Genomic DNA, 25,908 nt, shown 5'->3' with positions numbered 1-25,908 from the left:
CTTCATGAGCGAAACTCTTTCTCAGGCTGTGGCACGTGAGATTCGTGCACCACACGGTACTACGCTGCACTGCGCCAACTGGCTGATTGAAGCGGCTTACCGCATGATTCAGAACAACCTCGATCCCGATGTCGCCGAACGTCCGGAAGATCTGGTGGTGTACGGCGGCATCGGTAAGGCAGCACGCAACTGGGAATGCTTCGAGCAGATCCTGCGTTCGTTGCGGGCGCTGCAGCCGGATGAGACGCTGCTGATCCAGAGCGGCAAGCCGGTCGGCATCTTCCGCACCCACGCGGATGCGCCGCGCGTGCTGCTGGCAAACTCCAACCTGGTGCCGCACTGGGCGACCTGGGATCACTTCCATGAGCTGGATAAAGCGGGCCTGATGATGTACGGCCAGATGACCGCCGGTTCCTGGATTTATATTGGTGCGCAGGGCATCGTGCAGGGCACCTATGAAACCTTCGTGGAAGCGGGCCGTCAGCATTATAACAATGACCTCAGCGGCCGCTGGATCCTCACCGCCGGGCTGGGCGGCATGGGCGGCGCACAACCGCTGGCGGGTGTACTGGCCGGGGCCTGTGTGCTGGCGATTGAGTGCCAGGAGTCACGCATCGATTTTCGTCTGCGTACCCGTTATGTGGACTACAAAGCCACCACGCTGGATGAAGCGCTGGCGTTAATCAGCGAAGCCACCGCCGCCAAAAAAGCAATTTCGGTCGGCCTGCTGGGCAATGCCGCTGAGATCCTGCCGGAGCTGGTGAAACGCGCCCAGGCGGGTGGACCGAAGCCGGACATCGTGACCGACCAGACATCGGCGCACGACCCGATTAATGGCTACCTGCCGATTGGCTGGGATCTGGCGCGCTGGCAGCAGGAGCGCGTCTCACAGCCGAAGGCGGTAGAAAAAGCGGCGCGCGCCTCAATGGCGGTTCATGTCCAGGCGATGCTCGACTTCTGCCATATGGGCATCCCGACCGTAGATTACGGCAACAACATTCGTCAGGTCGCTCTGGACGAGGGTGTCAGCAACGCGTTCGATTTCCCTGGCTTTGTGCCAGCCTATATCCGTCCGCTGTTCTGCGAAGGCAAAGGCCCGTTCCGCTGGGTCGCGCTCTCCGGCGATCCGGAAGATATCTACAAGACCGACGCCAAACTCAAAGAGTTGTTCCCGCACCATAAAACGCTGCATCGCTGGCTGGATATGGCGCAGGAACGCATCGCCTTCCAGGGCCTGCCTGCCCGTATCTGCTGGCTGGGACTGGGTGAACGGCATCTTGCCGGTCTGGCGTTCAACGAAATGGTCCGCAACGGCGAGCTGAAAGCGCCGGTCGTGATTGGCCGCGACCATCTTGACTGCGGCTCGGTCGCCTCTCCTAACCGTGAGACCGAAGCGATGAAAGATGGCTCGGATGCGGTCTCAGACTGGCCGCTGCTCAACGCCCTGCTGAATACCGCAGGCGGCGCAACCTGGGTCAGCCTGCATCATGGCGGCGGTGTCGGCATGGGCTTCTCACAGCACTCCGGTGTGGTGATTGTCTGTGACGGCAGCAAAGAAGCTGATGCGCGTCTGGGTCGCGTATTGTGGAACGACCCGGCCACCGGTGTGATGCGTCATGCCGACGCAGGCTATGAGCTGGCGCAGCAGTGCGCGGCTGAACATGGCCTGAACCTGCCGATGCAGAAGTAATCCTTTGACCGGGGCGAGCAGCAGCTTGCCCCGTTTTCCCCCGCTATTCCATTCTTACCCTCTGGCATAAACATCACTTCCTTATTACTTATTCCATTTTGATTTAGCCTATAGCCAGATTTAGTCCTGACGGCGATAGACGCGGCATCACCCGACCACTAAAGTGAAATCTTCTCATTCTGTATGGAGCGCGACTCTGCATGACCCTTTCCCCTGCCCTGCTTGAAGATGCCCTGCGCTGGCGTCGTGAGTTTCATCGCCATCCCGAATTAGGTTACCAGGAACAGCAAACCAGCCAGTTTATTGCGGAAGAGTTAGCGCAGGCAGGATTGCAGGTGTTCCGTGGCCTGGCGGGCACCGGCGTCATCGGCACACTGGAAAATGGTCCCGGCCCGGTTATCGGGCTGCGTGCAGATATGGATGCGCTGCCGATTACGGAAAAAGGTGATGCCGAGTGGCGTTCTGCGACGCCAGGCGTGATGCATGCCTGTGGACACGACGGCCACAGCGCTATTCTGCTGGCTGCCGCCCGCCAGCTGGCCGCCACACGTCAGTTCAGCGGCACGGTGCATTTCATCTTTCAGCCTGCCGAAGAGAATCTGGGCGGGGCACGTAAAATGGTGGAAGAGGGGCTGTTCCAGCGTTTTCCGATGGATGCGATCTACGCCATGCACAACTGGCCGGGACTGCCGCTTGGCTCACTGGCGGTCAACCCTGGCGCGATGATGGCGTCGCTGGATTCGTTTGAAATTACGCTGCACGGCAAAAGCTGCCACGCGGCGATGCCGGAAAGCGGTGCCGACCCGATGGTGGTGGCGGCCGAGCTGATTCTGGCGCTGCAGACCATTCCGTCCCGCCGGCTCTCGCCGCTGGCGTCGGCCGTGGTCAGCGTGACGCAGATTCACGGTGGTGAAGCGATTAACGTCATCCCGGAGCAGATTGTTTTACGCGGCACGGTGCGCTGCCTGCAGACCAGCGTGCGCGAAAAAGTGCGCGGGCTGATTGATGAGTTTGTCGGAACCCTGCCGCGTCCGTTTGGCGTGAGCGGTGAGATTGAGTGGCTGCCGGGCTATCCGGTCACCGCCAACCATGTGGCCCCGGCTGAGCAGGTGCGCGAGGTGGCGCTCTCAACACTGGGTGCTGAACAGGTTCACTGGCAGGTTAATCCGTCGATGGCGTCAGAAGATTTTGCCTGCATGATGGAAGCCTGTCCCGGCGCTTACTTCTGGCTGGGCGCAGACGGCGAAGCGCCCTCTGCGCCGCTGCACAACGCCCGCTATGACTTCAACGACGCGCTGCTGCCGATTGGCATCCGTTTCTGGCAGAACCTGGTTGAAAAGGCGCTGCCGGTAGCCTGAGTCAGTACCCGGCGGCGAAGATCTGCTGCTCTGCCGCTGCCAGCGAGTCGCACTGGCCGCTGGCGCGCAGGCAGCAGGCGAGCTGCAGTCGCAGTGACGCAGGCACCGGGCGCTGCTGATTCAGCACCTCTTCAATCCAGCGCGCCGTCACCTCTGCCGTCTTGTCTGCCGGCAGTTCAACGGCCACTTCTGGCTGACGCTCCACCCACACTTCCGCTTCCGCGCCTGCGCCCTGAATCATACTGATCGCCGGGCAGCGCTGGGGATTGGCATAGACCTCCCCCTCGGTGCCATTGAGCAGTATCGCAGGCGCATCGATGTCGCTGAAGAATTTCGCCACACGCGGTATATATTCAGGATGCGAGACGCTCGACAGCCGCAGCGCGGCCCGCTCCGCAAACGGCGTAGCCAGTTTTGCCAGCGTGTGCGCGCTGTTACGCACCCCCATCCGCCAGCGCAGCGATAGCTGTTTCGCCATTGGCGGGCAGAGATGATCGATGGTGATAAATGCCAGGCCCTGATTGAGTTTTGCCTGCGCCGCCTCTGCGGTGGTGACGGGGGCAATACCCAGCGCGGCAAACACCGCTTCACTGGTGATGCGTGTTGCGTCGTCGCTGACGCCGTGTACCAGCACCGGGAAGCCAAGTTTCACCAGCAGCAGCGCCAGCAACGGTGTAAGATTTCCCTGCCGGCGTGCGCCGTTGTAGCTGGGGATCACCACCGGCATCGGGCGGTTTTCCGGCGCACGCAGCTGCATCATCTGCGCCTGCATCGCCTGATAAAAGCCGCGCATTTCGGCTTCACCTTCGCCTTTAATACGCAGCGCAATCAGAATAGCGCCCAACTCCAGATCCGGCACTTCGCCCGCCAGCATCGCGCCATAGAGCGCCACGGCAGTATCAAAGTCGATATCGCGGGCATGATTTTTACCGCGACCCACCTCTTTAATGATTTTATTCAGTTCCATCACTCGCTTCCGGTTAAGTGCGCGGCTCAGCGCCGCGTGGGACGGCGTTTACGCACGGTGTGCTTTGGCACCACGGCGGCCGGTATCGCTGCCGGCTCTGGCGTTTCCGGCTGCTCAATCGGAAAGATCGGCAGTGCGGCTAACAACCGGCTGCCGTAGGCTTTGCTCAGCAGACGGCGGTCGTAAATCACGATTTCGCCATAACACTGATGGCTGCGAATCAGGCGTCCGACCTGTTGAATCAGGGTAAATGAGGCGCTGGGTAAACTCTGCACCTCAAACGGATAGCGCTTCAGGCTTTTCAGCCATTCGCCTTCGGTCAAAATTACCGGACTGTCCACCGGGGGAAAAGCGATTTTGTGGATATGCACCTGACTCAGCAAATCGCCTTTGAGATCCAGCCCCTCAGCAAAGGACTGCAGGCCAATCAGAATGCTGGTGTCACCTTGGGTAACGCGCTGACGGTGCAGATCCACCAGGCGGCTGCGCGGCTGATCGCCCTGCACCAGCATTGAGAGCCGCAGATCGGGCAGACAGGCCACAAACTGCTGCATCGCCCGGTTGCTGGCAAACAGCACCAGTACGCCCTTATGCTTCTTCTCCGCCATCTGCTGACGGAAGAACCCGGCCATCTCGGCAATGTGCTCCGCTTCGTGCGTCATCAGCGGCTCCAGGCGCATCTGCGGGATCACCAGCTTGCCCTGCTCCACATGGTTAAACGGTGAGTCGAGCGCCACAAAGCGGTCGCCCGCTTTTTCGCTAAGCCCCGACATCTCCTGCAGGCGATTGAAGCTGTTGAGCGATCGCAGCGTGGCGGAGGTGACTACGACATGCGGAATTTTGCGCCACAGCATCTTCTCCAGCTGGTCGCTGACGCGGATGCCGGCGCAGTGAAACAGCAGATGCGCCTGGCCTTCGCGCAGCTCGCGGGTAATCCACTTCGATACCGGCGCGCCAGAGGCTTTTTCCATCGCCGCCAGCCGCCAGAGCTTGCTTACCGATTCGAACCAGCCAAACTGCCGGTTGAGCTGCAGCAGGTTGCGATGCAGCCGCACCATATCGACCTTGCCGGTCTGCTCGCTGAGCGCATTAATCAGGCCTTCGCTCAGTCCCCGCAGGGCATCGCTGAGTTTAAACAGCCGGGCGCAGAGATCCAGCAGCTCCTGCGGCAGCGCGCCCAGCACAAAGCGAAATTCGCCCGGCTGGTTATTGGGCGGCAGCAACGGATTCAGCGCCTGCGCGGTAATAGTCAGCAGTTCGCGCAGCTCATCGCAGTGCGCCTTCAGCCGTTCCGGATTCGCCAGCGGCGGCGGCGATTTTGGCCGCGTCTGCGTCATAATGCTCTCGACCAGCTTGATAAACAGGTCGAGCTGCAGGCTGCTCCAGCCCGGCGTGATGTCGGCGCTAATCTCCAGCGCATCGCGGGCCACTTCCGGCAGATGATGTCCTTCATCCAGTACCAGCATCAGGTTTTTAGCGGGTGGCAGCACCGACTCATTCTCCATCGCCGCCATCACCAGCGCATGGTTCGCCACCACCACATCCACCTGCTCGATTTCGCGCCGCGCCACAAAGAACGGACATTCACGATACCAGTGGCAGTGCGAACCCAGACAACTCGCTTTATCAGTAGAGAGTCGCTGCCACAGGCTGTCGCTGACGTTCTCCTCGCTGTGATCGCGCAGACCATCCCACTGGTAGCGATCCAGCGATTTCTGTAAGCGGCCACACTGCGTCTGTTCTTCTTTGGTGCTGCTGACGGCGTCATCGTCCAGATAAAGCAGCAGATCGCCCTGCTGATCGTCATCGGCCGCCATCGCCGCCAGATTGCGCGGACAGACATAGCGCCCGCGACCAAAGGCGGCGGTAAAAGTGAGATCGGGGATGATTTTCTTCAGCAGCGGCAGATCTTTGGTGAAGATTTGATCCTGCAGCGCCACGTTGGCGGTGCTGATCACCAGCTGCTTTTCCTGAGCGCGGCTGGCTGCGATGCCCGGAATCAGATAAGAGAGGGTTTTTCCCACGCCGGTCGGCGCTTCGACCGCCAGATGACGCGCGTCGTCACCCGCCAGGCATTTCGCTACTTCGGCGATCATCTGGCGCTGCGGCGCACGCGGAATAAAATCAGGCACCTGCTGCTGAAGCGCTTTATACCACTGCGCTATCTGGCTTTTTACTGCGGCTGTCAGGGCCATGATTTGCGTTACCACACCGAAAAAATGGCCTGTATTTTTACACAGTATCCTGGCGACGTCAGCTTTCGCGCCGAATTTTTCGTGCCGTGTCGTAAATTTCAGCGATTGTCCGACGGCGGTGTTTTACGCCAGAACTTTGTACAAATAGGTGGTGGCATCCAGCACGCCTGCGATGGATTCGGCATAACAGGGAATCGACCCCGCTACCTGCCAGCCCAGCGAGCGATAGAGGTCGCTCGCGACATCGCCGCTGCGTGTATCCAGCACCAGCAGGGTTTTGCCCTGCGCGCGTGCTCGCCGCTCCGCACGCTGCATCAGTTCACGGGCGATACCCTGACGGCGCGCCTGCGGATGCACCAGCAGTTTACTGATCTCTGCGCGGTGGCGGCCATTAGGCATGCCGCTACGGCTGAGGATGACCGTGGCCACGATGCGACCGTGCTGACGCGCGACGATAAGTTCGCTGTCGCCACTGGTGATGCTGGCGATCCGCTGCTGCCAGAATCGCACCATCACCTCACTATCTTCGGGATCAATAAAGCCGACGCTGGCACCGTCTGCCACGCAGCCCTGCAAAACGTCGGTCAGTTCGCCCAGCAGCTGTTGTGCCTGGGTCGCGCTGAGCGTTGCGTAATCCGTCATGGTTTCGCCACCACCAGTAAGTAACGCGCGCCGTCAGTCAGGTGCGCCTCAAAAGCCGATTTTCCGATCAGATGAAACCGCAGGCAGTCGCCGGGCTGTAGCGTCCACGCCTGAGACCCCATCGTGACGGTGAGACCACCCTCGCGCAGCCAGATATGCTGCTCCAGCCCCTGAATGGGTGGCGCATCATAATCGATACGCGCACCAGGCCGTAACTTGCCCTCTACGAGTTCGCATCTAAAATGAACGGCAGGTGGTGAAATATTCCGGCGGACAAAGCCGCTGGCGTCATCCTGCCACACCGGCTGTTGCTCATTTCTGACCAGCAGCCTGGACTCTTCTTCCACTTCACTGAGCAGGCGCGACATCGTTAAGCCGTAGGCGACACACAGACGATTAAGCAATGCAGCCGTGGGACTGGTCTCGCTTCGCTCAATGCGCGATAATGTCGCGCGGCTGATGCCGGTAGCGACAGACAATTCATCAAGAGACCAGCCGCGTTGCAGGCGTAATTCCGCCAGCCGCACCGCCAGTCGTTGCTCCGTATTCAGCTCCGTCATGGTTTTTTCTCATTTTTGGGAATAATTCTCTTTATTGAGATATAGCTTGGAAAAGCCGTATCAGTCAAGTTGTACATTGAGAAATGTATTGTACAACTTAGTTTGCTTCGTTATGGTAATCGCACTCAGACCAATCGAAAGAGGAATTTATGACCTTATACAGTATCGGTGACGTCGCCGAGCGCTGTGGCATAAACCCAGTCACCCTGCGCGCCTGGCAGCGTCGTTATGGCTTACTGAAGCCGCAACGTACCGAAGGCGGACATCGTCAGTTTGACGAAGAGGATGTGCAGCGCATCGAAGAGATTATGCGCTGGATTGAAAGTGGCGTGCCGGTCGGTAAAGTGAAGGCACTGCTGGAAGGTGGCGATGTTGATGCACACGATGGCTGGACTACCCTACAGGATGAGCTGATTAGCGTACTGCGCCACGTCAGACCTGCTAAACTTCGTAATAAAATTGCCGCGATTGGTCGCGAACATCCTATTGATGCGCTGATTGATCACGTTTTCATGCCGGTGCGCCAGAAGCTGAGTCTGGATCAGAACACGGCCCGCACCATGTGCAGTCTGCTTGATGGTCTGCTGATCGACTATGTTGCATTCTGCCTGACCGCCAGTCGCAAAAAATCGGGTAAAGATGCGCTGATTATTGGCTGGGGCATCGACGATCGGACACGTATCTGGCTGGAAGGCTGGCGTCTGTCGCAGCATGGCTGGCGGATTGATGTACTGGCAGAACCGCTGGATGTTCCCCGTCCTGAACTCTTTCCCGGCATGAATATGTTTGTCTTTACCGGTAAAAAACTGACCCGTCGTCAGCAGGAGCAGCTGTCACACTGGCAGGAACAGGGCTATGGCGTGCGGTTACACGAACCGGCCTGATAACAAAAACGCACGCCGGGCACTTTGCCTCCTGCCTTGCGCGCGCTATTATCCCCGCCTCACTGTTAACAAGCTCAGGTTTCATCTATGAATGTCAAAAAAGCCTTTTTCGCCACGCTGTTTTTCATTATGGCTCTCGGCGGCACCAGCGGTCTGATGCTGGTGGGATACTCTCTTATTGTTCACTCACGCTAAGCCAGCGCTGCAGGCGTTCAAACAGGCGATCGCTCACTATTGCCAGCAGCGCCACCAGTAGTGCTCCCTGAATTACATAAGCTGTATTAAACCCGCTCAGGCCGATAATCACCGGCGACCCCAGACTTTTCGCGCCCACCGTCGAGGCGATAGCCGCGGTGCCGATGTTAATGATTACCGACGTGCGTATCCCGGCGATGATCACCGGTGCAGCCAGCGCCAGTTCAATCTGCCACAACCGCTGCCAGCTACTCATGCCGACCCCGATGGCAATCTCCCGGCTGCTGGCGGGTACGCTATCAATGCCCGCCAGCGTACCCTGTAAAATCGGCAGTAATCCGTACAGCAGCAGCGCCACCACCGCCGGCCACGCGCCAAAGCCCATTACCGGCACCGCAATCGCCAATACCGCCACCGGCGGAATAGTCTGCCCCGCCGCCACGATAGTTTCCATCAGCGGCCGGAAAGCGCGCCCCGCTCGCCGGGTCACCAGCACACCGCTGCCAATGCCGATAACAATGGCCAGCAGGCTGGCGGTGACCACCAGAAACAGATGCGCCAGCGTCAGCTGCCAGAAGCTCTCCTGCTGATAGAGTGGCCGTGCCAGTTCGGGAAACCAGCGGTGAAACAGCGGCCCGCTGTAAGGCATCAGGGTCAGCAGCGCGCCATAGAACAGCACCAGCCACAGCAGCGGATCCCTTAGCCTGCGCATGTTAAGCCCTCGCGCAATTGCAGCAGGTCGCCAAAGTGGAGCACGCCCAGCGGCTGCTGCCGATCGTCAACGACCGGCAGTTTATCAGTGCGCCGGGCGATAAACTGCGATAGCGCATCCCGCAGCGTCAGTGCGGCAGCGATCGGTTCGCCTGCAAACCATTCTCCACGCCGTACCGCATTTCCGACCTGTTCCAGCGACAGCAGCCGGACGCCCATCTCGCTGCGGCCAAAGAAGTCGCGCACAAAGTCATTTTTTGGCTGGGTCAGCAGCTCTGCCGGCCTGCCCTGCTGGACAATTTCACCGTTATCCATCAGCACGATGCGATCTGCCAACGTCAGCGCTTCGTCGATGTCATGCGTCACCAGCACGATGGTGCGGCCCGACAGCCGATGAATACGCAGCATCTCCTGCTGCAGCACGCCGCGCGTCACCGGATCGAGTGCGCCGAACGGCTCATCCATCAGCAGCACTTCCGGGTCAGCCGCCAGTGCCCGCGCCACGCCCACCCGTTGCTGCTGCCCGCCGGAGAGCTGATGCGGATAGCGATTCAGTAGCTGCGCGTCAAGGTTCAGCAGCGCCAGCAGCGCCGCGATGCGCTCATCGATCTGCGCTCTGGACCAGCCCAGCAGGACCGGCACCGTGGCGATATTCTTCCGCACCGTCCAGTGCGGAAACAGGCCAATCGACTGAATGGCATAGCCCATGCGTCGGCGTAATATACGGGCATCGAGCTGGCGAATCGACTCACCGGCAAAGCGGATCTCACCGCTATCAAACTCCACCAGCCGGTTGATCATTTTCAGCGTGGTCGATTTGCCGGAGCCGGAGGTACCGAGCAGTACGCAGAATTCCCCTTTTGCTACCTGCAGCGACAGATTTTTTACCGCCGCTTTACCGTTAAAGGCGCGGGAAACGCCATCAAACTCAATCATCTTTTCTCTCCAGCAGTGAGATCAGCAGGCGGAACAGCGCATCAATGACGACCGCCAGCGCAATCACCGGGATAACGCCCAGCAACACCAAATCCAGCGCACTGCTTAACAGCCCCTGGAAAATAATCGCCCCAAAGCCACCCGCGCCAATCAGCGCCGCCACTACCGCCATGCCCAGCGTCTGCACGACGACGACACGCAGGCCCGCCAGCCAGACCGGCAGCGCCAGCGGCACATCCACCGCGATAAACTGCTGCCAGCCGCTCATGCCCGTACCGCGCGCGCTTTCGCGCACCTCCTGCGGCACCTGTTGTAAACCTACGACCACGCTGCGCACCAGCGGCAACAGTGCATAAAGCACCAGGGCGATCAGCGCCGGGGCCATACCAATGCCGCTGATACCCCAGTCACCGAGCCACGGAAAATGCTGAGCCAGACCGGCCAGCGGCGCAATCAGCAGACCAAACAGCGCCACTGACGGCACCGTCTGAATCACATTCAGTACACCGAAGACGCTTCCCTGCCAGCCGGGCCGCCGGAACAGCATGACGCCCAGCGGCAGCGCAATCATTAACGCAGGCAAGACCGTACCGGCCAGTAGCGTAAGATGACGGCTCAGCGCCGCATCAAACACCGCATGACGGTTGGCATACTCTTTCAGCAGGGAGAGATCGGCGAGCTGGCCACTGAACAGCAGCAACAGCGGCAGGAGCCAGACCTGCAGATTAAGCAGCAGCTGTGCCAACCGATGCGGGGTCAGCTGCCGCACCTGATCGGTGATCAGCAGCAGGATCAGCGCACCGCTGCACCACAGGCCGCTGGCAAAGCTGGTGCGCGCCAGACGGCTGCCCTGCTGACTCAGCAACGTCGCCTGATGACCGCTGAGCCAGATGATCGCCGCCAGCATCAGTTCAGCCGCCAGCAGCGCCACCATCAGCGTGACGCGCCCGGGCTGACGCCACAGCAGCAGCCACAGCGTCACCAGCGGCAGCAGCAACAGCCCGAAGCGGTTTATCTGCCAGCCCATCAGGGGTTCACCCGCCACCAGACGATTCGGGGCGAAGTTAAGGAACGGCAAGGTCACCAGCGTCAGGCTCAGCAGCGTCAGCAGCAGCAAAGCCACCGGCTGCTGAGCCGGACGGCGTATCGCGTCCCGCGATATCTGCATCGGTTACAGCAGCTTTTTCTGCTGCAGCCACTCGGTCGCTACGCTGCTGGCGTCCTGGCCGTCGACCGCAATTTTGGCGTTGAGCTGTTGCAGTGTTTTCTCATCAAGCGCGCTGAACACTGGCTTCAGCCAGTCGGCAATCTGCGGATAGGCTTTAAGTACTGATTCGCGGATCACCGGCGTCGGCGCGTAAATCGGCTGAACACCTTTGGGATCGCTGAGCGTCTGCAGACCCAGTGCCGCCACCGGACCGTCGGTGCCGTAGGCCATCGCCGCGTTGACGCCAGAGGTCTGCTGCGCCGCCGCGCTGATGGTGACAGCAGTATCGCCGCCCGCCAGCGACAGCAGCTGATCCTGCTTGAGGTCAAAGCCGTAGGCTTTTTCAAAGGCCGGTAAAGCATCGCTGCGTTCGATAAATTCGGCTGAGGCGGCCAGCTTGAAGGTGCCGCCCTTTTTCAGAAAGACGCTGAGATCGGCCAGCGAGGTGAGCTGGTTTTTCTCTGCCAGGTCTTTACGCACGGCAATGGTCCAGGTGTTGTTGGCCGGAGCCGGTGTCAGCCACACCAGATGGTTTTTCTCCGCATCCAGCTTCTTCACCTTTTCGTAGCCAGCGGCGGCATTCTTCCAGGCGCTGTCTTTTTCATCATTGAAGAAAAACGCGCCGTTGCCGGTATATTCGGGGTAGATATCAAGCTCGCCCGCCGTGATGGCACCGCGTACCACCTGTGTTGTGCCGAGCTGGATTTTATTGACGGTTTTTACGCCGTGCTTTTCCAGTACCTGAAGGATTACGTTGCCCAGCAGTGATCCTTCAGTATCAATTTTGGAGCCGACCCGCACCGGATCCGCTGCCTGTGCCATCCCCATACTGAGCAGCAACGCGCTGACTCCCACCCAACCCCGAATTCTGACCATGGTCTTTTCCTTATCGCAGTTTGTTGTTTTTGCATGATGTTTTCGCGTGATGACTCGCAAGGCATGAGACGCCTTAACGTTGAGGCTGCTCGCCTGCCGCTGAGAGGGAGACTGACAAGGCGTGCAGCGGAAATAATCTGCCTTAAAAGCGTAGCCTGGCGCGGCGGCGATGCAGCTGACTTTATCGCAAATTGATAACGATTTGGGATTAAAAAATTATTATCTATAACCGAAATGAATTTACGTCTGGGCGTCTAAACGGCTATTCTCGAAAATCTGTTTTTATAATAAAAGACGTACAACATCATGTCCGACCTGACCTCTTCCGCCCATGTGGCAACAGCAGGGAGTTCGCCCGGTGGCGAAACACAGTGGATTCGCAGCGCAGCTGACGTCTCCCGTTTAGTGAACAGCGGCGACAGCGCCCGTAACAATGCCCGTATTGTGGTGGCGATTGCACTGGGCGGCGTGTTCCTTGACGCCTACGACCTGGGCGCGCTGGCGTTTGGCATAAAAGACATCACGCGCGAGTTTAGTCTCACTCCGACCGGCACCGGCATGGTCGCCTCGGCCATCACCTTCGGCGCGATCATCGGCGCGCTGATTGGCGGCTATCTCACCGACAAAATTGGCCGTTATCGGGTCTTTATGGCCGATATGTTCTTTTTCGTGGTGGCCGCCATCGCCTGTGCGTTTGCCCCGAACGAGTCTGTGCTGGCTGGCGCGCGCTTTGTGATGGGACTGGGCGTCGGGATCGATCTGCCGGTGGCGATGGCGTTTCTGGCGGAGTTTTCAAAGCTACGCGGCAAGGGGAATAAAGCCGCCAGCGTGGCGATGTGGTGTCCGACCTGGTACGCGGCGATCAGCATCTCTTATCTGCTGGTGCTGCTGCTTTATGCGGTGTTGCCTGAAAGCCACACCGACTGGCTCTGGCGGCTGATCCTCGGTTTTGGGGCCGTTCCGGCGATTGTTATCATCGCCATCCGCAGCCGTTACATGAGTGAATCGCCGGTATGGGCGGCTAATCAGGGCGATCTGAACGGGGCCGCCGCGATTTTACGCAGTGCCTGGAACATCAACGCGCAGGTGGCACCCGACGCCGGGCTGACCGCTGCCACCCCCGTGCGCAAGGCGAGCTGGCGCAACTATGGCGCGCTGCTGCAGGGCGTTTATCGCCGCCGCACGCTGCTGGCGACCATCACCTCTATCGCCTCGTCGTTTGCCTATAATGCGGTGGCGTTTGGTCTGCCGGTGATTATCTCCAGCTTCTTTGCTCAGTCGATGCTCACCACCATTCTGGTGTCACTGGCGCTGAATCTGCTGTTCGCCTTTGTCGGCGGGATTCTGGCGGTGCGACTGGTGCCGCGTCTGGGTGCGTGGAAGATGTCGGTGGCGGGTTATGGCTGTCAGTGCGCGGCGCTGCTGGGTCTGGCGCTGATTGGTCGTCCGGAAGGCGGTCAGGAAGCCGCGCTGGCGATCGGCATGCTGGCGCTGTTCCTGTTTGGTCAGGGCTTCGGGCCGGGGTCTCATACCATGACCTTTGCGTCGCTGAGCTACCCGACTTCGCTGCGCGGCGTGGGCGTCGGCTTCAACCAGACGCTGATGCGCGGCAGTTCGACTGTGTCGCTGTTTCTGTTCCCGGTGCTGGTTGCCGCGCTGGGCACTAGCGTATTCTGGGTGATCTTCCTGGCCCCGCTGGCCGGACTGCTGGCGCTGCTGGCGATCCGCTGGGAACCATCAGGCTATGATGTGGATGCAGAGGATTTTGAGCTGCCGCGTTAAACAGCGGTCAGGGCGTAAATAGAGCGCAGGAAAACCGCACCTCGGTGCGGTTTTTTTATGCCGTTACGGCCGGGAAAGGAAACTGCTCCAGATAGTCCGGGATACGCGGGAAGGTATGCAAAAACCACGGCGTAAACTGCTGCGGCTGCTGCTGCATCTGCTGCTCAATCAGCGTCATCGGACGATAATCGAAGGCATCTGCTTCCTGCGGATTCAGCTGCGGCAGGCTGTCGCAGACGGCAAAGAAGACATGGCCATATTCATGCTCGGTCAGGCCGTTGCTCAGCTTCAGGTTATAGCTCAGCTCAAATACCGGCGTCAGCGTCACGATCATCCCCATCTCTTCACGCAGACGGCGCTCGGCGGCGTCGCGGGTCGATTCATGCGGATAAGGATGACCACAGCAGGTATTACTCCACAAGCCACCACAGTGATATTTATCGCTGGCACGCCGCTGCAGTAACAGCTCCTGCCGGGAATTGAAGACGTAGACCGTCACCGCGCGGTGCAGTAATCCTTTTTCATGCACTTCCAGCTTTTCCATTTTGCCGGTGGGACGATCGAGGTGGTCAACGAGGATAACTTCAATAGCAGACATGGCTTTTCCTTGAGATTATTCCCAACTATTCTGGCACAGAATGAGCAGTCTGGGGGGAACATCGCGGAATTTTTGCGCGTCTCAGGCGGAGATAAGCAGATGAAGCAGAGAGAAAATCAGGCCAGCAAGGCTGGCCTGAAAGAGGATTACAGTCGGAAGCTCTGAACCACCTGCTCAAGCTGGGTGCTCTGCGACTCCATCGCCTGCGCGGCAGCAGAAACCTGCTCTACCAGCACGGCGTTCTGCTGTGTGGTGCCATCCAGCTGAGTAATCGCCACGTTAACCTGTTCGATACCCAGGCTCTGCTCGCGGCTGGCGGACATGATTTCGCTCATCAGGGTCGTTACGCTGCTTACCCCCTTCATCAGCTCATCCATGGTCTGACCTGCCTGCTCAACCAGCGCGCTGCCGGTATCGATGTTTGCCACGGATTCTTCGATTAGCTTTTTAATCTCACGCGCCGAGTTAGCTGAACGCTGCGCCAGGTTACGTACTTCCGATGCAACTACCGCAAAACCACGGCCCTGTTCACCGGCCCGGGCAGCTTCTACCGCAGCGTTGAGTGCCAGGATGTTGGTCTGGAAGGCGATGCTGTCGATCACACTGATGATGTCGACCACTTTACGGGACGAGTGATGAATCTCACCCATCGTGGTGACCACCTGACGGACTACTTCGGTGCCACGCGCGGCCACCTGCGAGGCATCGCCCGCCAGCTGGTTAGCGTGAGTGGCGTTGTCGGCGTTCTGACGCACGGTGCCGGTCAGCTGCTCCATCGACGCGGCCGTCTCAACAATCGAGCTGGCCTGATCTTCGGTACGGGAGGAGAGATTGGCGTTGCCGCTGGCAATTTCGCGCGAGGCAGCGGTAATCGCCAGTGCGCTGTCGCCCACCTGCTGCAACAGTCCCTGCAGATAGCTGATGAACTGGTTAAAGCTCTGCGCGACAGCGTTGAACTCCGGGCTGTTGCTGGCTGGCAGACGCTGGGTCAGATCGGCACCACCGGTCGACAGCGCTTCGATGTTGCTGTTCAGCACGTTGAGGCGTTTCATCATGGCGCGGACAAAGCCCAGCGACACCAGCAGCAGAATGACCGCCAGTGGGATCTGCACCAGACCCAGACGGGTCAGCATGTTGTGCGACTGCGCTTTCAGCAGGCTGGTTGGCAGGCTGCTGGCGAGATACCACGGGCTGCCAGGAATGGCCTGCACGAACAGGGTCTGCTCGCCTTCGCTGCTGTCATAGGTGGTTTCCAGCGGCTGATTGCCCACGCCGTTCAGCAGCGTTTTCAGCGGTGCGGCCATCGACATCTGCACGTCAGCCAGGTTCTCCAGCTTCGGCGCGGCATTCACCAGCGCGCCATTGCCCACGACTTTGCCGTCGGCTTCGACGATCAGCACATTGCCGTGAATAGTTTCACCCATCTGCTTCGCCAGCTGGTTAAAGAACCCCAGGGTCACGTCGATGGTGGCAACACCCCAGGCCGAGCCATTGCGGTAGATAGCCATGGCGCAGTTGGTACGCGGCTGCGGGCTGGCGGCATCCTGATAGGCTTTTGCCCAGGCGCACTGCCCTTTCGCGGCAGCCAGACCATCTTTGTACCAGGGTTGCTCCCAGTATTTATCGGCGGCGTCGGAGTTCCAGTAGGTGTTGACCTGCAGTTCATTGCTGGCATTGCGGGCAAAGAAGCTGCTGTCTTTCTCTTTGGCCGGATCGCGACGGTTTGGCAGTGGCCAGATACCACCACCAAACACGTTGCTGTCCTGATACTGGTTCACCAGCGTCGGTAACAGGGTGTCGATAGTGGCGCTGTCCATGACAGAGGCGGCTTCGGTAATCGCACGCTGCTGTGCCTGCACGCGGTTCATCTGTTCAACGATGCCGGAGGCGAGTGAATCAACCTGATAGCGGACCAGACGACTTTCGCTGTCGACCAGCTGTGGCGCGACGAACTGATTGATGACCCAAACTGTAACGAGTAAAAGCGCAACAAAGAACGCGATCATTGTTGCGGTGAAGCGGGATTGTGTTGTTTTAAACATCTTTGTTCCCCTGAACCTGGTGCGGCGCGATTGCCTGATCCGGGTTAACGGCTCGCTAAACAGGAACTTGAGATGAGCGGGATCACATATTTGAGAAATGTTTGATTTTTGTAAAAATTTAATTTCATGACGGGACTATCACGTCCCCGACTGTTGCCGGGGATCGCATGAACAGGCGCGTTGTTGCCGGCCTATTCCTCAGGATTGATCACCTGCTGGCGCGGACGGAAGACATGATCGTTGCCCTCCGCTGTTAACAATTCCCGTAACTTCTGGCCGCCATGTTCATCGGCCTGCGCGAACAGACGCTCCGCTTCGGTGACAGGCGTGGTCCAGAGCAAAGCAGGTCGATCGCCATCGCGCTTGGGCAGCTTGAACTGCGCCTGTTCGGTTGCCAGTTCATTCGCCAGCAGGAAGCTTTCAAAGCCGACGGGAGCCACTTCCGACGCCAGCGTGTGGCCCTCACCCAGCCAGGTGAGCCGCGCCCACGGCAGATGCACGAACTCCGCCAGTGCACTCGCCATCTGCACCGCGTTGCCTTCGGTCATGATTTCACCGTCGACCGCCATGCCCAGTTCGATACGGCGATACTGCGGTGCCAGCTCATCAAACAGGTAATCGACCTGCGGCATGGGCCGGATGCTCATGCCGAGCGTCAGGAAATACCATACGCCCTGATGCCAGTGCTGCGAGATCGCCATCGGCGGCCAGCTGCCCTGATCGATCGCGTAATATTTCACTGACTCGCCAAAGCGCGCCTGATAGCAGGCCATAAGATCCTGCTGGACCCTGTCCCACTCGCTGCCGTCGTGCCATTCGCGCCAGAACTGACGCTGATGCTCCGCACGGGCGTAGTAGTCGTTGGTCGATGCTGAACCCAGCGGGGCCGTCAGCCGGTTCTTTTTGATACAGCCCGCAGAGAAGCTCACCTGCTTCTCCTGATAGAGGCTCCAGCCGGGGATCACCGCCAGCAGCTGGCCGTAATACCACAGCGCCGCGCCATCATCAGAAGGCTCCCACAGCACCTGCAGACCCGCCGGGTCCAGCGCGGGCTCCGCTTCCAGATTACGGCAATACTCGGCGCTGAGCAGCGGCGCGATGCCCTGCTCCATCGCCTCGCGATCTTCCTGTGCCGGTGCAGGCAGCAGGTTACGTAGCCAGCAGCCGCGCACCGCATACTGACTGCGGAACAGGTCGGTTGGCCAGATGTAAAAATAGGCGGTGCGCTCATCCTGTTCGACAATGGCGGTCAGGGTGCGCTGCTGATTGTGGACTTCGGCAATCAGGGATTTGTACGTCATAGTGCCTCGACAAAGCCTGGAGGAATCCATTTTCCCCGAGAATAGAGCAGGATCCTGGCTGCCGCCATTTGAGACAAGGGTAATAGTCTCAAAGTGTGGGGATTTGGGGGTTGGATAAAGCAGGGTAAAGGCTGTAAGAAGAAGCGAGGCCTGATTTCAACGTTATGCGAGATAGCGGCTTTGGGGCTATTGGAGCAAACAAAAACAGAGCCTGCAGGTTTCTGCCCACTCCTCACTAAGAATAAAAAGGCTAATCCGCACGCACATGAGTCCCTTGCGCAAGGTCTCCCGCCAATAAAAGTTTGTCCATTCTCCGGTGCTATTGAGTCGGATACGGAAGACGCGCCTGATTTCATAACTTACTGATAATCATCCTGACTGGCATCCTCTTAACTTTTATCCTTACTTTCAGGTCATAAGAAAAGCTCATGTTGAACAGGATCGGTACTATTCCCGATACATGACTCTTTTTTATGATATCCGGCAGTATTTACCTTGCTTAATCAACACAACCAATCTGAATGAAAGATAAATCACTTTCCTGTGAATAAATTAAAACTTGACAACTATGACCTCAACTGTAAATTAGGGCAACTGCTCTAATTTAGAGTTTTTACTATCATTCTCTTTTTCACTGTCTGTTTATTTTTTCTGTCGAACACTAAGGGATATGTAATGAAGTCCGATAAATTCCGTTGCAGACGCTACCTGGGCGCTTTTGTCTTTACCTCAGCATTGATGGCAGCCTCGGCAGGCTATGCGCCAGCAGCCTATGCTGCTGGCACAAAACCCGTTAACATCGCTGTTTACCGGGGGAAAGCTGGCTGTGAAGGTTGCTCAGAAATGGTGGTGAAATCGCTTGTAAAAACAGGATTGAATCTCTCTGTCAGCTATATTGGAGAAAATGAGAATTTAAAACTAAACAGCAGTAATCTCAAAAAATTTGACCTCTATATTCAGCCAGGGGGCGGACAGGATATTCCCGCAGCTTATAATGCTATAGGCGATGAGGGTGCAGAAGCCATCCGGAATTTTGTTCGCTCTGGTAAGGGATTTCTTGGCCTTTGCATGGGCGCTTATCTTGCTGATAAAGACTGGATAGGTCTGATCGACGCACCTCTGGATACCGAAGCAGGAAGACCGGGCGCAGAAGCTACGGATGAGGACGATTACACGCTAACAATACTGTGGGGAGGAAAGAAAGAGTCAGCTTATTATCAGGATGGTCCTTATCTGAATAACAGTTCCGCCAGCAGAGGGTTTACTCCCATCGCCTGGTACAGTAATGGCGATGTTGCCATGGCGGCCTATACCTATGGAAAAGGGAAAGTGGTACTGACCGGACCTCACCCTGAAGCTGACGAAAGCTGGATCGATGCCAGCCAGCCAGGATACATCCCCGCTGAACGCAAAATGATAAAACTACTGAAATATCTGGACGTCAGTCATCAATGAGCAGGGGTAAAGCCAGAACGCCTGCGCTCATCTTTATCTCACCATCTGAAGAGAAAACTTAAAAATTTCCTCAAGAAAGAGAGCGCGTTTTTCAGCAGAATAATCAAGTATGATCATGCTTGAATAACCATCAAGCACAGCCGCAATTTGTCGGGCTGAAACCTGACTATTGGCAGAAGTAAATTCCCCTACTTCGATACCACGCGTAATGATATCTTCGACGATGTCATTCCACTGCATTAAATTGGCGTGAATAAGGTCAGCATAACGCTGATCTCTTGCTGAAAGAGGCCATATTTCAAGATAGAGAATCCAGTGCGAAGAGGGAGCATCTGGCAGCAGATAATCTAAAAAAAACAATAGTTCCTCTGATATTGTGCCAGTTTTTCGCTCTTTTAATTTCAGGAGATAGTCATTAACATCATCATCCAGCATCTTTTTTATAGCGTCGAGCTTAAGCTCATCCCAGTTACTATAGTAATGATACATATGGCTTCTGGAAATATTAAGCCGGGCATTCAGGTCTCGCGTTGAGACATTATTCAGCCCCTTCTCTTTAAAAAGGTTCAAAGCGGCTTTCTTTATAAGATCTTTGAATGAATCGACTTTCATTTTCAATAACGTCTTTTTAAATTCTCATTTTCGCATAATACCAGTTTCAGGAACTCAACGCTAACAGCTATAAAAGGTAAGCTGCGGCATATATCAGCCTTAACTTATAACGCGACGCCTGCTTCGTCATTCTGATCGTCAGGCGCTTCTGGCTGATGCTGCTGCTTATACTGGCTGGTACGGTGGCAGCATCTTCGCTTCTGATTAGCATTAATCCCGCCTGGTCAGCGTTCGGCCTGGGTGTGGCTTTAATCGTATATGCTGTTTTAGCGATAGTTTCTCCATCGCTTACCGTTACTCAGGCTCGGGAGAAAGGGTTGTCACCCGTTACTGGCTTCATAACAGGCCTGCTAACCGGTGCGACAGGTCTATTAGTTATGCCAGCCGTTCTCTATCTTCAGTCGCTTCGCTTCAGTAACGATGAACACGTCCAGGCCCCTGGCCTGTCATTTACCGTGTCTACGATTGCGCTGGCGGCAGGACTTTAGCTTCATGACGCGTTCCGGATAGAGCAATTTTCACTTTCATTTATATCCATACTCCCTGCTCTGGCCGGAATGTGGCTCGGCCAGAAGGTGCGGGCACGTATTAGTCCCATGCGCTTCAGGCAGTGTTTTCTTCTGTTTTTAATTATGCTGGGCATAGAGTCGATTTCACGCCCTTTTATCTGATTTATCAGGCGTAAAGTAGCGGCGCACAGCCGAGAGGTTGCCTGATACTAAGGGTCACTAAGCAGTGATGATGAAATGAGCCGACACCCCTGTTGAACATTGCTGAAACGATCAGGTGAAGTGTTCTTAGTGGGCAAACGGACCACATTGGATTTTTGCTTGTGTTACATAGCGGACATTTCAGCCCGAAAAGAAATCGTAAAACTCCGTCACGAAAACGTTTGAGTCAGATGGCCCTTTCATGCGCACGCCATCGAACTGCATTTGTCGTGGTTTAAACGCCGGTTAGCCTTAACGAGAAACAAAAGGCGCTGCTACGTAAGCTGGAAGAGGGCTTTGGTGGTGTGGTGGGAAAGAAGAACAGTCGGCGTTCAAAAAGCTTTCCCGATGGCGTCAAAAAGTTTTTCGACAATTTGACTCGCTAAGCGGAAACGCAACGGTAAACATAAAAAGCCCCTGCAGTGCAGGGGCTTTTTTAATTGCTGTACTATTCAGCACAACGTATCCGTTAAGGCGTACTCAGAAATTTTTCTCAAGTTTCCGCTTTCGTTGTCGATAACCTGATTGCTGGCTGAGTGATGATTACACTCAGCTTTTTTTTCATTTCTGGCGATAAGGATATTTATGAACAAGCTTTGTGTTGCGGCGTTTTTGGCTCTGAGTTTAACAGGCTGTGCGCAGCAGACTTTCGTGATGAAACAGAACCAGGTTGGCGCGGCGACGAAAACGACCAGCCAGCCGTTCTTTGTTTCAGGTATCGGTCAGCGTAAGAGCATTGATGCGGCACAGGTGTGCGGCAGCCCGGAAAAAGTTAGCCGGGTTGAAGTGCAGCAGACGTTTGTTAATGGCTTACTGAGCGTGGTGACGTTTGGTATCTACACGCCACGTGAAGCGCGCGTTTATTGCGCCATCTGATAATGCCTCAGGCCGGTTCGCCGGCCTAATCCTGCCTGCTATTTTCCATGTTCAGTGATTAAAATACATTAATATGTTGTAACTATTAAATTGTGCTGTCGCACCGTTGCGCGGCTTGCCTGCTGACGACGTTACCCGGAACGAGTTCAGGTAACATCGTCCAGCCTGGTAAAAGCAGTGGTTAAGCTGTTAGACATTAAAGTCCGCTATGAGCGATAAGCGGACGTTTAACTGATGACGCCTGAGTCTCTTCACTCTGCTAAACATAATATCCCGACCAAGGATCATACCGGCTTCCACATTATGTTATGTTTAAAGCCCGCCCAGAACATAAGGACAACAAATAATGTTATTCAATAATAAAAAATTATTTATTACTCTCTTATCCCTCTGCACATTTCAGACTTATGCAGCACAATGCACAGCGGAAATCTTAGCTAAGAACAAACTGAACAACTTCATCCTTAGTAGCCAACAGACAAGAACTGGAATTCCCAAATCTATATTAATCACTATTAATAGTCCTGATGGGTATCTCCGCACATCGATTCAAAGCAACTTTAGTCAATGTGGTGAGCTAATTGACGGCCGTATGGAGGAAGTCAAAACCTCCACAGGGCAGAAGACTGTTTTCAGGGCAACCTCTGAAAGCCAGTTGAATAAAACGGAATTTGGCTGGCACATCCAGCTGGATTCAAAAGGGGTCATAGCCGATAAAAACAGTCAGAAAACCACTCAGGTATATCGGCAGACACTTGAGGGAATCTACCAGCTTAACGATAAAGGAATTATTAGCCGCGCGGTAAGTCGTTCGGTTATCGCGGCCACACAACCGGAAGATAAAGACAAAACCGCAGTGAGCACAATCGACTACGGCTTCAGTTCATCAGGACTATTGGCAAGCGCAACAAGCAAAGGAAGTATGGCGATAGATAATAATACGGTTGTATATAGTTATGATGTTAATCAGCGGCTGATCAAAACTCAATCACCATCAACAATTGAAGAGTTTGGCTATGATAACGAGGGCCGTGAGTTGACCATGAGCAAGACCCAGACCTATTTCACCATCGAAAAAACCCTGGTCACCTGCGAGGAGTGGAACTCACATAGAGAATGCATTCGCGCCAATATGGATATCACGATCACTCCCACTGATCGTACAGGTAAACAGTATGTGAACAAGCATAACGCCGTAATGACGGCGAAATATGAATACTGGAACTGACCCTATCACCTGCTACATAAGGCGTCAAAAGGGTATGGGATCCGAATCAGGGTTCTTTATTTCATCCAGACTCCGAACTGAACCGCCTTGGCTAGCCCGGTCGAATGGCTGGCTTCCCGTTAATTGATCCAGCATCATTTCAGCAATGTCTGATTCTGGCACAAAGCGGACGGAATCAGATGAACGTCCGCTAAGAGCGAGGAGCGGACGTAAGTAACGTCCGCATTGCACCAATTGGAGGGGTGCAGGTCAACTGGTATGATAGAGCTGTCTTTAGTTAGTAAGGCTCACCTATTAAAAACCCCTTTAGGCTCATCACCTTTTTGGAAGTGAGGACTCTGCTCATCAAGTTTATAAGAAATAAGATGACCATCCTCGGTAAAGGATAAAGTAAGAATTTGTTCCTGACCCACTATTTTCGGTGAAATCGGAATTATTACGAGTCTGCTTTGTTGACTCCAGATATAGCGCCACCTCAGCGCCTCGCTAAAATTTTCAGGAGAATTGGGGGGGCCAAAACGGCTCAGGACTTCCCGTTTAGTTGTTTTTCCAGCGACTAACCAACTACTAAGGGATTTATCTTCAAAAGACGTTTCCGATACATTGTGTGAGCGTACGCCTCCAGATATACAGCCCTGCACGGAAGGTAAAACCAGCATTACTGAACAAACGATGCCTTTAATTAAATTCGTTTGCAAAGTAATCACCTTTTTTAAACGGCTCAGCTTTAAGGATTTTCACGCCTGTAGCTGGATCGGTTACAATTTCACTAAAGTGAAAAACACATTTAGTAAACTGTTCATGTGCATCAAAATTCACGTCGTAATCTTTTCCAGCCTCAAGATTTACTAACGCTGACATTGAGCAGTGTCCCTGGTCGGTTTCATCGGTAATGATGTGGAAAATGGTTGGACCTGGCTTTGCAAGCACTTCAAAATAGTAACTTTTATAATCCTGCTGACGATAGATTATTTTAGGCATGCCAATATCGCGGGAGTCATTATAATAACCAAATGATGTATGCGGGACTAATTCCTGAAACGTGCTGTTTCCTTTTGTAGATATCGATGTACCGGTGACATTCCCAATAAAACGAACGCGAGCCAGATGACTTTTCTCACCAACAGGGTCGTGATAAAGCGGCGCGGAATAATTGAAAACTGAACAGCCACTTAATAAAGCAACGCTCAAGAAAGTAAAAGGCAAACATTTTTTCATAATAATAAAAACCCAAGTTTAATTTATCCGGAGTTATCGGAAAAAATAGCCCTTACTTTAATTTTTTCTGCCTGTTGCTTTTTATATTATCTGAACTTCAGACTTTCAATCTTATGCCAGAGAAAACCGTAACCACCCTTCCCCCTACTCACATAAGAGAACCGATCCGGAAGTAAAGAGAAATCCTGCGCTGCGGGCGCTTTGACGCGCAACCATTCCGTTAGAATGCACCGGAAACCCCTGGGGCGTTTCCGACCCGACTGCAGGCTTTCGCACAAAGCGAACTGATAATAGTCTAATGTTCGCTAAGAGCGAAAAGCGGACCTTACTCATCCCTGCTAACATTGGCTCTGAGTAGTCGGAAGTGAACTTAGCGATTAATTGTGAATTTCCGACCGTCTTTTCTACCAGTCTGACTCACCGTAACAATTGAATAACTGATCTTAATTAACCTATCCATTGTTGCCATATTGGTGAAAAAAATGAAATTTGAAACCGGATTCTTGACCATGAATAACGGTTTTGTTCCCACACAATAATCGTATGAGGTCTTTATGCTGATAGCCCAGGTTTCAGACATTCACGCCTCAACCGAAAATGATCATCTGTTTCGGTTCGACCGGGTACTAAATTGGCTTACGCATTTGCAACCGGACTTACTGGTACTTACTGGCGATCTAACGGATGGGCATTGGCAGGAAGGTTATAAACAGATAGCTGACCGCCTGAATCAGCAAAATTACCCTTCGTTGATCCTGCCAGGTAATTCAGACGACCGAAGTCTGATGCGTTCTGTTTGGGATGAGAACAAGTGGGCGCTTGATGCCCAGGGAGAGGCCCTACACTTTACCCATAACATGGGTGGCATTCATCTGATTGGTCTGGATTCGACGATTGATTATAAGGATTACGGCAGTGTGGCTGACCATCTGAGATGGTTAGATAATCAACTTAGCGACGCAGACAACCCTCCGTCATTGCTGTTTCTGCACCATCACGTATTTGCATCTGGCATACCAACGCTAGACGAAACGATGTGCAGAGGTCTACCTGAGATGGAAGAGTTGATTAGGCGCGCCCCGGCCAGATTACTTGCCATTTCTACAGGTCATGTCCATAGACCAATAGCAGGTACATTTGCGGGCATACCTGCTTACATTTGTGGCTCCGTCTGCCCGGCAAATCCAGTCTGGTTTGGAACAGTAAAAGCTCCTCCTGCGAATGACCCGGCAGCGTTGATGATTCACCGCTACGTCAGTAACTCTCTTACCAGTCATTACGTTTGCGTTTAACTGACATTCAGAAAACGCATAGATCACATAGAAAACGACCACATCCCCAGTGTTTAACACATAATATTGTGAGGAATCAGCGTCCGCCCTTGGCACACAGCGGACTGACATCAGGACAAGATCCGCTATGTGAAAAGCGGATATATGCGCTTAGTTCACTTCATTCTGTATGTGCCTGCTATTCAGAGGATGGCGGCGGCAGATTCCTTGTCGTTGATTCCTGTGTTAGTTCATCGTTTTGCACCGCACCCAACAGGACATCAAGCAGGCCGGGGAAGCGGGCATCCAGGTCTTCACGACGTAGAGACAATAAATTTTCTCGGCCAAAAGGACGCTGCCAGATAACGCCACTGTCTCGTAGTACACGCCAGTGGTGAGTCAGCGTTGATTTGGGAATACCACTCAGCACGGCGCTACAGGCATGTTCACCGCCGCCAGCCAGTACACGGACCACAGTCAGACGTAGCGGATTTCCCAAAGCCGTCAGCACATTCTCAAGCCGTATTTGTTCCTTATCAGGATGATTAGCAAGCATTAGATTTCTCATCAGGTTAGCAACATACCGACACTCTA

25 protein-coding genes and 1 pseudogene are annotated in these 25,908 nt (G+C 55.1%); 11 read left to right on the top strand and 15 right to left on the bottom strand.

Translation table 11 applies throughout. The features are described from left to right. Positions 1 to 4 precede the first annotated feature (4 nt). Both hutU and AC6I8E_RS05850 read left to right on the top strand, forming a co-directional pair. The gene (gene hutU, locus AC6I8E_RS05855; protein ID WP_013357234.1) at positions 5 to 1,690 is read left to right on the top strand and encodes a urocanate hydratase; all 1,686 of its coding nucleotides are present in this window, start codon (positions 5 to 7) and stop codon (positions 1,688 to 1,690) included. Between the two features lie 200 nt (positions 1,691 to 1,890). Next, the gene (locus tag AC6I8E_RS05850) at positions 1,891 to 3,048 is read left to right on the top strand and encodes a M20 aminoacylase family protein (RefSeq protein ID WP_147788485.1); all 1,158 of its coding nucleotides are present in this window, start codon (positions 1,891 to 1,893) and stop codon (positions 3,046 to 3,048) included. Between the two features lies 1 nt (position 3,049). On the opposite strand, the gene ybiB is transcribed toward AC6I8E_RS05850, so the two are convergent. From ybiB to AC6I8E_RS05830, 4 genes are all read right to left on the bottom strand, one after another. Beyond that, complete coding sequence (ybiB, locus tag AC6I8E_RS05845; protein ID WP_095707486.1) at positions 3,050 to 4,015, bottom strand: DNA-binding protein YbiB; 966 nt, start codon at positions 4,013 to 4,015, stop codon at positions 3,050 to 3,052. 26 nt (positions 4,016 to 4,041) lie between these two features. Then, on the bottom strand, positions 4,042 to 6,210 hold the full coding sequence (gene dinG / locus AC6I8E_RS05840) for an ATP-dependent DNA helicase DinG (RefSeq protein ID WP_497824526.1): 2,169 nt from the start codon (positions 6,208 to 6,210) through the stop codon (positions 4,042 to 4,044). 123 nt (positions 6,211 to 6,333) lie between these two features. Then, the gene (locus AC6I8E_RS05835; RefSeq protein WP_497824525.1) at positions 6,334 to 6,852 is read right to left on the bottom strand and encodes a GNAT family N-acetyltransferase; all 519 of its coding nucleotides are present in this window, start codon (positions 6,850 to 6,852) and stop codon (positions 6,334 to 6,336) included. Then, positions 6,849 to 7,412, bottom strand: a complete 564-nt coding sequence (locus tag AC6I8E_RS05830; RefSeq protein ID WP_013357229.1) for an XRE family transcriptional regulator — start codon at positions 7,410 to 7,412, stop codon at positions 6,849 to 6,851. The genes AC6I8E_RS05835 and AC6I8E_RS05830 overlap by 4 nt, the downstream gene beginning before the upstream one ends. A 149-nt stretch (positions 7,413 to 7,561) precedes the next feature. Between AC6I8E_RS05830 and AC6I8E_RS05825 the strand changes: the two genes are divergently transcribed. Beyond that, positions 7,562 to 8,296 (top strand): MerR family transcriptional regulator, encoded by a 735-nt coding sequence (locus AC6I8E_RS05825; RefSeq protein ID WP_013357228.1) that lies wholly within the window; start codon positions 7,562 to 7,564, stop codon positions 8,294 to 8,296. An 87-nt stretch (positions 8,297 to 8,383) separates the two neighbouring features. Beyond that, positions 8,384 to 8,491, top strand: coding sequence for a YohO family small membrane protein (locus AC6I8E_RS05820; protein WP_013357227.1), 108 nt, complete (start codon positions 8,384 to 8,386; stop codon positions 8,489 to 8,491). Here AC6I8E_RS05820 and AC6I8E_RS05815 read toward each other — a convergent pair. Genes AC6I8E_RS05815 through osmF form a run of 4 tightly spaced genes read right to left on the bottom strand, consistent with a single transcriptional unit; the run spans position 8,472 to position 12,221 of the window. Further along, complete coding sequence (locus AC6I8E_RS05815) at positions 8,472 to 9,203, bottom strand: ABC transporter permease (RefSeq protein ID WP_033782410.1); 732 nt, start codon at positions 9,201 to 9,203, stop codon at positions 8,472 to 8,474. The genes AC6I8E_RS05820 and AC6I8E_RS05815 overlap by 20 nt on opposite strands. Further along, positions 9,191 to 10,138: an ABC transporter ATP-binding protein gene (locus tag AC6I8E_RS05810; protein ID WP_033782408.1), complete on the bottom strand. Its 948-nt coding sequence runs from the start codon at positions 10,136 to 10,138 to the stop codon at positions 9,191 to 9,193. The genes AC6I8E_RS05815 and AC6I8E_RS05810 overlap by 13 nt, the downstream gene beginning before the upstream one ends. Next, a complete protein-coding gene (locus tag AC6I8E_RS05805) occupies positions 10,131 to 11,306 on the bottom strand; it encodes an ABC transporter permease (protein WP_497824524.1) in 1,176 nt (391 codons plus the stop codon). The genes AC6I8E_RS05810 and AC6I8E_RS05805 overlap by 8 nt, the downstream gene beginning before the upstream one ends. 3 nt (positions 11,307 to 11,309) lie before the next feature. Next, a complete protein-coding gene (gene osmF / locus AC6I8E_RS05800; protein ID WP_201251539.1) occupies positions 11,310 to 12,221 on the bottom strand; it encodes a glycine betaine ABC transporter substrate-binding protein OsmF in 912 nt (303 codons plus the stop codon). Positions 12,222 to 12,527: 306 nt separating this feature from the next. Here osmF and AC6I8E_RS05795 point away from each other — a divergent pair, with 306 nt between their 5' ends. Then, complete coding sequence (locus AC6I8E_RS05795; protein WP_497824523.1) at positions 12,528 to 14,003, top strand: MFS transporter; 1,476 nt, start codon at positions 12,528 to 12,530, stop codon at positions 14,001 to 14,003. Positions 14,004 to 14,058: 55 nt separating this feature from the next. Here the strand turns inward: AC6I8E_RS05795 and idi are convergent, their stop codons facing one another. From idi to AC6I8E_RS05780, 3 genes are all read right to left on the bottom strand, one after another. Next, positions 14,059 to 14,601 (bottom strand): isopentenyl-diphosphate Delta-isomerase, encoded by a 543-nt coding sequence (gene idi / locus AC6I8E_RS05790; protein ID WP_013357221.1) that lies wholly within the window; start codon positions 14,599 to 14,601, stop codon positions 14,059 to 14,061. A gap of 146 nt (positions 14,602 to 14,747) precedes the next feature. Then, positions 14,748 to 16,643, bottom strand: coding sequence for a methyl-accepting chemotaxis protein (locus AC6I8E_RS05785; protein ID WP_110331573.1), 1,896 nt, complete (start codon positions 16,641 to 16,643; stop codon positions 14,748 to 14,750). 191 nt (positions 16,644 to 16,834) lie between these two features. Continuing rightward, complete coding sequence (locus AC6I8E_RS05780; RefSeq protein ID WP_201251538.1) at positions 16,835 to 17,944, bottom strand: suppressor of fused domain protein; 1,110 nt, start codon at positions 17,942 to 17,944, stop codon at positions 16,835 to 16,837. Positions 17,945 to 18,619: 675 nt separating this feature from the next. Here AC6I8E_RS05780 and AC6I8E_RS05775 point away from each other — a divergent pair. Continuing rightward, positions 18,620 to 19,399, top strand: a complete 780-nt coding sequence (locus AC6I8E_RS05775; RefSeq protein ID WP_497824522.1) for a BPL-N domain-containing protein — start codon at positions 18,620 to 18,622, stop codon at positions 19,397 to 19,399. Between the two features lie 33 nt (positions 19,400 to 19,432). Here the strand turns inward: AC6I8E_RS05775 and AC6I8E_RS05770 are convergent, their stop codons facing one another. After that, positions 19,433 to 20,011, bottom strand: coding sequence for a TetR/AcrR family transcriptional regulator (locus AC6I8E_RS05770; protein WP_230299970.1), 579 nt, complete (start codon positions 20,009 to 20,011; stop codon positions 19,433 to 19,435). Positions 20,012 to 20,166: 155 nt separating this feature from the next. Between AC6I8E_RS05770 and AC6I8E_RS05765 the strand changes: the two genes are divergently transcribed. The 4 genes and pseudogenes from AC6I8E_RS05765 to AC6I8E_RS05750 all read left to right on the top strand — a co-directional run bounded on the left by AC6I8E_RS05765 (position 20,167) and on the right by AC6I8E_RS05750 (position 22,825). Beyond that, the gene (locus AC6I8E_RS05765) at positions 20,167 to 20,499 is read left to right on the top strand and encodes a hypothetical protein (RefSeq protein WP_497824521.1); all 333 of its coding nucleotides are present in this window, start codon (positions 20,167 to 20,169) and stop codon (positions 20,497 to 20,499) included. 461 nt (positions 20,500 to 20,960) lie between these two features. Further along, positions 20,961 to 21,107: pseudogene (locus tag AC6I8E_RS05760) on the top strand (molecular chaperone DnaJ); the annotation flags it as partial. A gap of 199 nt (positions 21,108 to 21,306) precedes the next feature. Beyond that, positions 21,307 to 21,597, top strand: coding sequence for a Bor family protein (locus AC6I8E_RS05755; protein WP_013357216.1), 291 nt, complete (start codon positions 21,307 to 21,309; stop codon positions 21,595 to 21,597). 346 nt (positions 21,598 to 21,943) lie between these two features. Then, a complete protein-coding gene (locus AC6I8E_RS05750) occupies positions 21,944 to 22,825 on the top strand; it encodes a hypothetical protein (protein WP_147788493.1) in 882 nt (293 codons plus the stop codon). A gap of 287 nt (positions 22,826 to 23,112) precedes the next feature. Here the strand turns inward: AC6I8E_RS05750 and AC6I8E_RS05745 are convergent, their stop codons facing one another. Then, complete coding sequence (locus AC6I8E_RS05745) at positions 23,113 to 23,523, bottom strand: hypothetical protein (protein ID WP_201251536.1); 411 nt, start codon at positions 23,521 to 23,523, stop codon at positions 23,113 to 23,115. Beyond that, a complete protein-coding gene (locus AC6I8E_RS05740) occupies positions 23,504 to 24,043 on the bottom strand; it encodes a hypothetical protein (protein ID WP_497824520.1) in 540 nt (179 codons plus the stop codon). The genes AC6I8E_RS05745 and AC6I8E_RS05740 overlap by 20 nt, the downstream gene beginning before the upstream one ends. A 554-nt stretch (positions 24,044 to 24,597) precedes the next feature. Between AC6I8E_RS05740 and AC6I8E_RS05735 the strand changes: the two genes are divergently transcribed. Beyond that, a complete protein-coding gene (locus AC6I8E_RS05735) occupies positions 24,598 to 25,335 on the top strand; it encodes a metallophosphoesterase (protein ID WP_497824519.1) in 738 nt (245 codons plus the stop codon). Between the two features lie 178 nt (positions 25,336 to 25,513). On the opposite strand, the gene AC6I8E_RS05730 is transcribed toward AC6I8E_RS05735, so the two are convergent. Next, complete coding sequence (locus AC6I8E_RS05730) at positions 25,514 to 25,870, bottom strand: ArsR/SmtB family transcription factor (RefSeq protein WP_497824518.1); 357 nt, start codon at positions 25,868 to 25,870, stop codon at positions 25,514 to 25,516. Between the last annotated feature and the right edge of the window lie 38 nt (positions 25,871 to 25,908).

This window comes from Pantoea sp. X-Soil-YNGN-785, assembly GCF_059730585.1.
The sequence above is the reverse complement of the archived record's forward strand: the minus strand, read 5'-3'. Positions and strand labels throughout refer to the sequence as shown.

Bases quoted from the DNA above. Each gene is read 5' to 3' on its own strand.
- hutU (WP_013357234.1), top strand. From the start codon at position 5: ATGAGCGAAACTCTTTCTCAGGCTGTGGCACGTGAGATTCGTGCACCA.
- AC6I8E_RS05850 (WP_147788485.1), top strand. From the start codon at position 1,891: ATGACCCTTTCCCCTGCCCTGCTTGAAGATGCCCTGCGCTGGCGTCGT.
- ybiB (WP_095707486.1), bottom strand. From the start codon at position 4,015: ATGGAACTGAATAAAATCATTAAAGAGGTGGGTCGCGGTAAAAATCAT.
- dinG (WP_497824526.1), bottom strand. From the start codon at position 6,210: ATGGCCCTGACAGCCGCAGTAAAAAGCCAGATAGCGCAGTGGTATAAA.
- AC6I8E_RS05835 (WP_497824525.1), bottom strand. From the start codon at position 6,852: ATGACGGATTACGCAACGCTCAGCGCGACCCAGGCACAACAGCTGCTG.
- AC6I8E_RS05830 (WP_013357229.1), bottom strand. From the start codon at position 7,412: ATGACGGAGCTGAATACGGAGCAACGACTGGCGGTGCGGCTGGCGGAA.
- AC6I8E_RS05825 (WP_013357228.1), top strand. From the start codon at position 7,562: ATGACCTTATACAGTATCGGTGACGTCGCCGAGCGCTGTGGCATAAAC.
- AC6I8E_RS05820 (WP_013357227.1), top strand. From the start codon at position 8,384: ATGAATGTCAAAAAAGCCTTTTTCGCCACGCTGTTTTTCATTATGGCT.
- AC6I8E_RS05815 (WP_033782410.1), bottom strand. From the start codon at position 9,203: ATGCGCAGGCTAAGGGATCCGCTGCTGTGGCTGGTGCTGTTCTATGGC.
- AC6I8E_RS05810 (WP_033782408.1), bottom strand. From the start codon at position 10,138: ATGATTGAGTTTGATGGCGTTTCCCGCGCCTTTAACGGTAAAGCGGCG.
- AC6I8E_RS05805 (WP_497824524.1), bottom strand. From the start codon at position 11,306: ATGCAGATATCGCGGGACGCGATACGCCGTCCGGCTCAGCAGCCGGTG.
- osmF (WP_201251539.1), bottom strand. From the start codon at position 12,221: ATGGTCAGAATTCGGGGTTGGGTGGGAGTCAGCGCGTTGCTGCTCAGT.
- AC6I8E_RS05795 (WP_497824523.1), top strand. From the start codon at position 12,528: ATGTCCGACCTGACCTCTTCCGCCCATGTGGCAACAGCAGGGAGTTCG.
- idi (WP_013357221.1), bottom strand. From the start codon at position 14,601: ATGTCTGCTATTGAAGTTATCCTCGTTGACCACCTCGATCGTCCCACC.
- AC6I8E_RS05785 (WP_110331573.1), bottom strand. From the start codon at position 16,643: ATGTTTAAAACAACACAATCCCGCTTCACCGCAACAATGATCGCGTTC.
- AC6I8E_RS05780 (WP_201251538.1), bottom strand. From the start codon at position 17,944: ATGACGTACAAATCCCTGATTGCCGAAGTCCACAATCAGCAGCGCACC.
- AC6I8E_RS05775 (WP_497824522.1), top strand. From the start codon at position 18,620: ATGAAGTCCGATAAATTCCGTTGCAGACGCTACCTGGGCGCTTTTGTC.
- AC6I8E_RS05770 (WP_230299970.1), bottom strand. From the start codon at position 20,011: ATGAAAGTCGATTCATTCAAAGATCTTATAAAGAAAGCCGCTTTGAAC.
- AC6I8E_RS05765 (WP_497824521.1), top strand. From the start codon at position 20,167: ATGCTGCTGCTTATACTGGCTGGTACGGTGGCAGCATCTTCGCTTCTG.
- AC6I8E_RS05755 (WP_013357216.1), top strand. From the start codon at position 21,307: ATGAACAAGCTTTGTGTTGCGGCGTTTTTGGCTCTGAGTTTAACAGGC.
- AC6I8E_RS05750 (WP_147788493.1), top strand. From the start codon at position 21,944: ATGTTATTCAATAATAAAAAATTATTTATTACTCTCTTATCCCTCTGC.
- AC6I8E_RS05740 (WP_497824520.1), bottom strand. From the start codon at position 24,043: ATGAAAAAATGTTTGCCTTTTACTTTCTTGAGCGTTGCTTTATTAAGT.
- AC6I8E_RS05735 (WP_497824519.1), top strand. From the start codon at position 24,598: ATGCTGATAGCCCAGGTTTCAGACATTCACGCCTCAACCGAAAATGAT.
- AC6I8E_RS05730 (WP_497824518.1), bottom strand. From the start codon at position 25,870: ATGCTTGCTAATCATCCTGATAAGGAACAAATACGGCTTGAGAATGTG.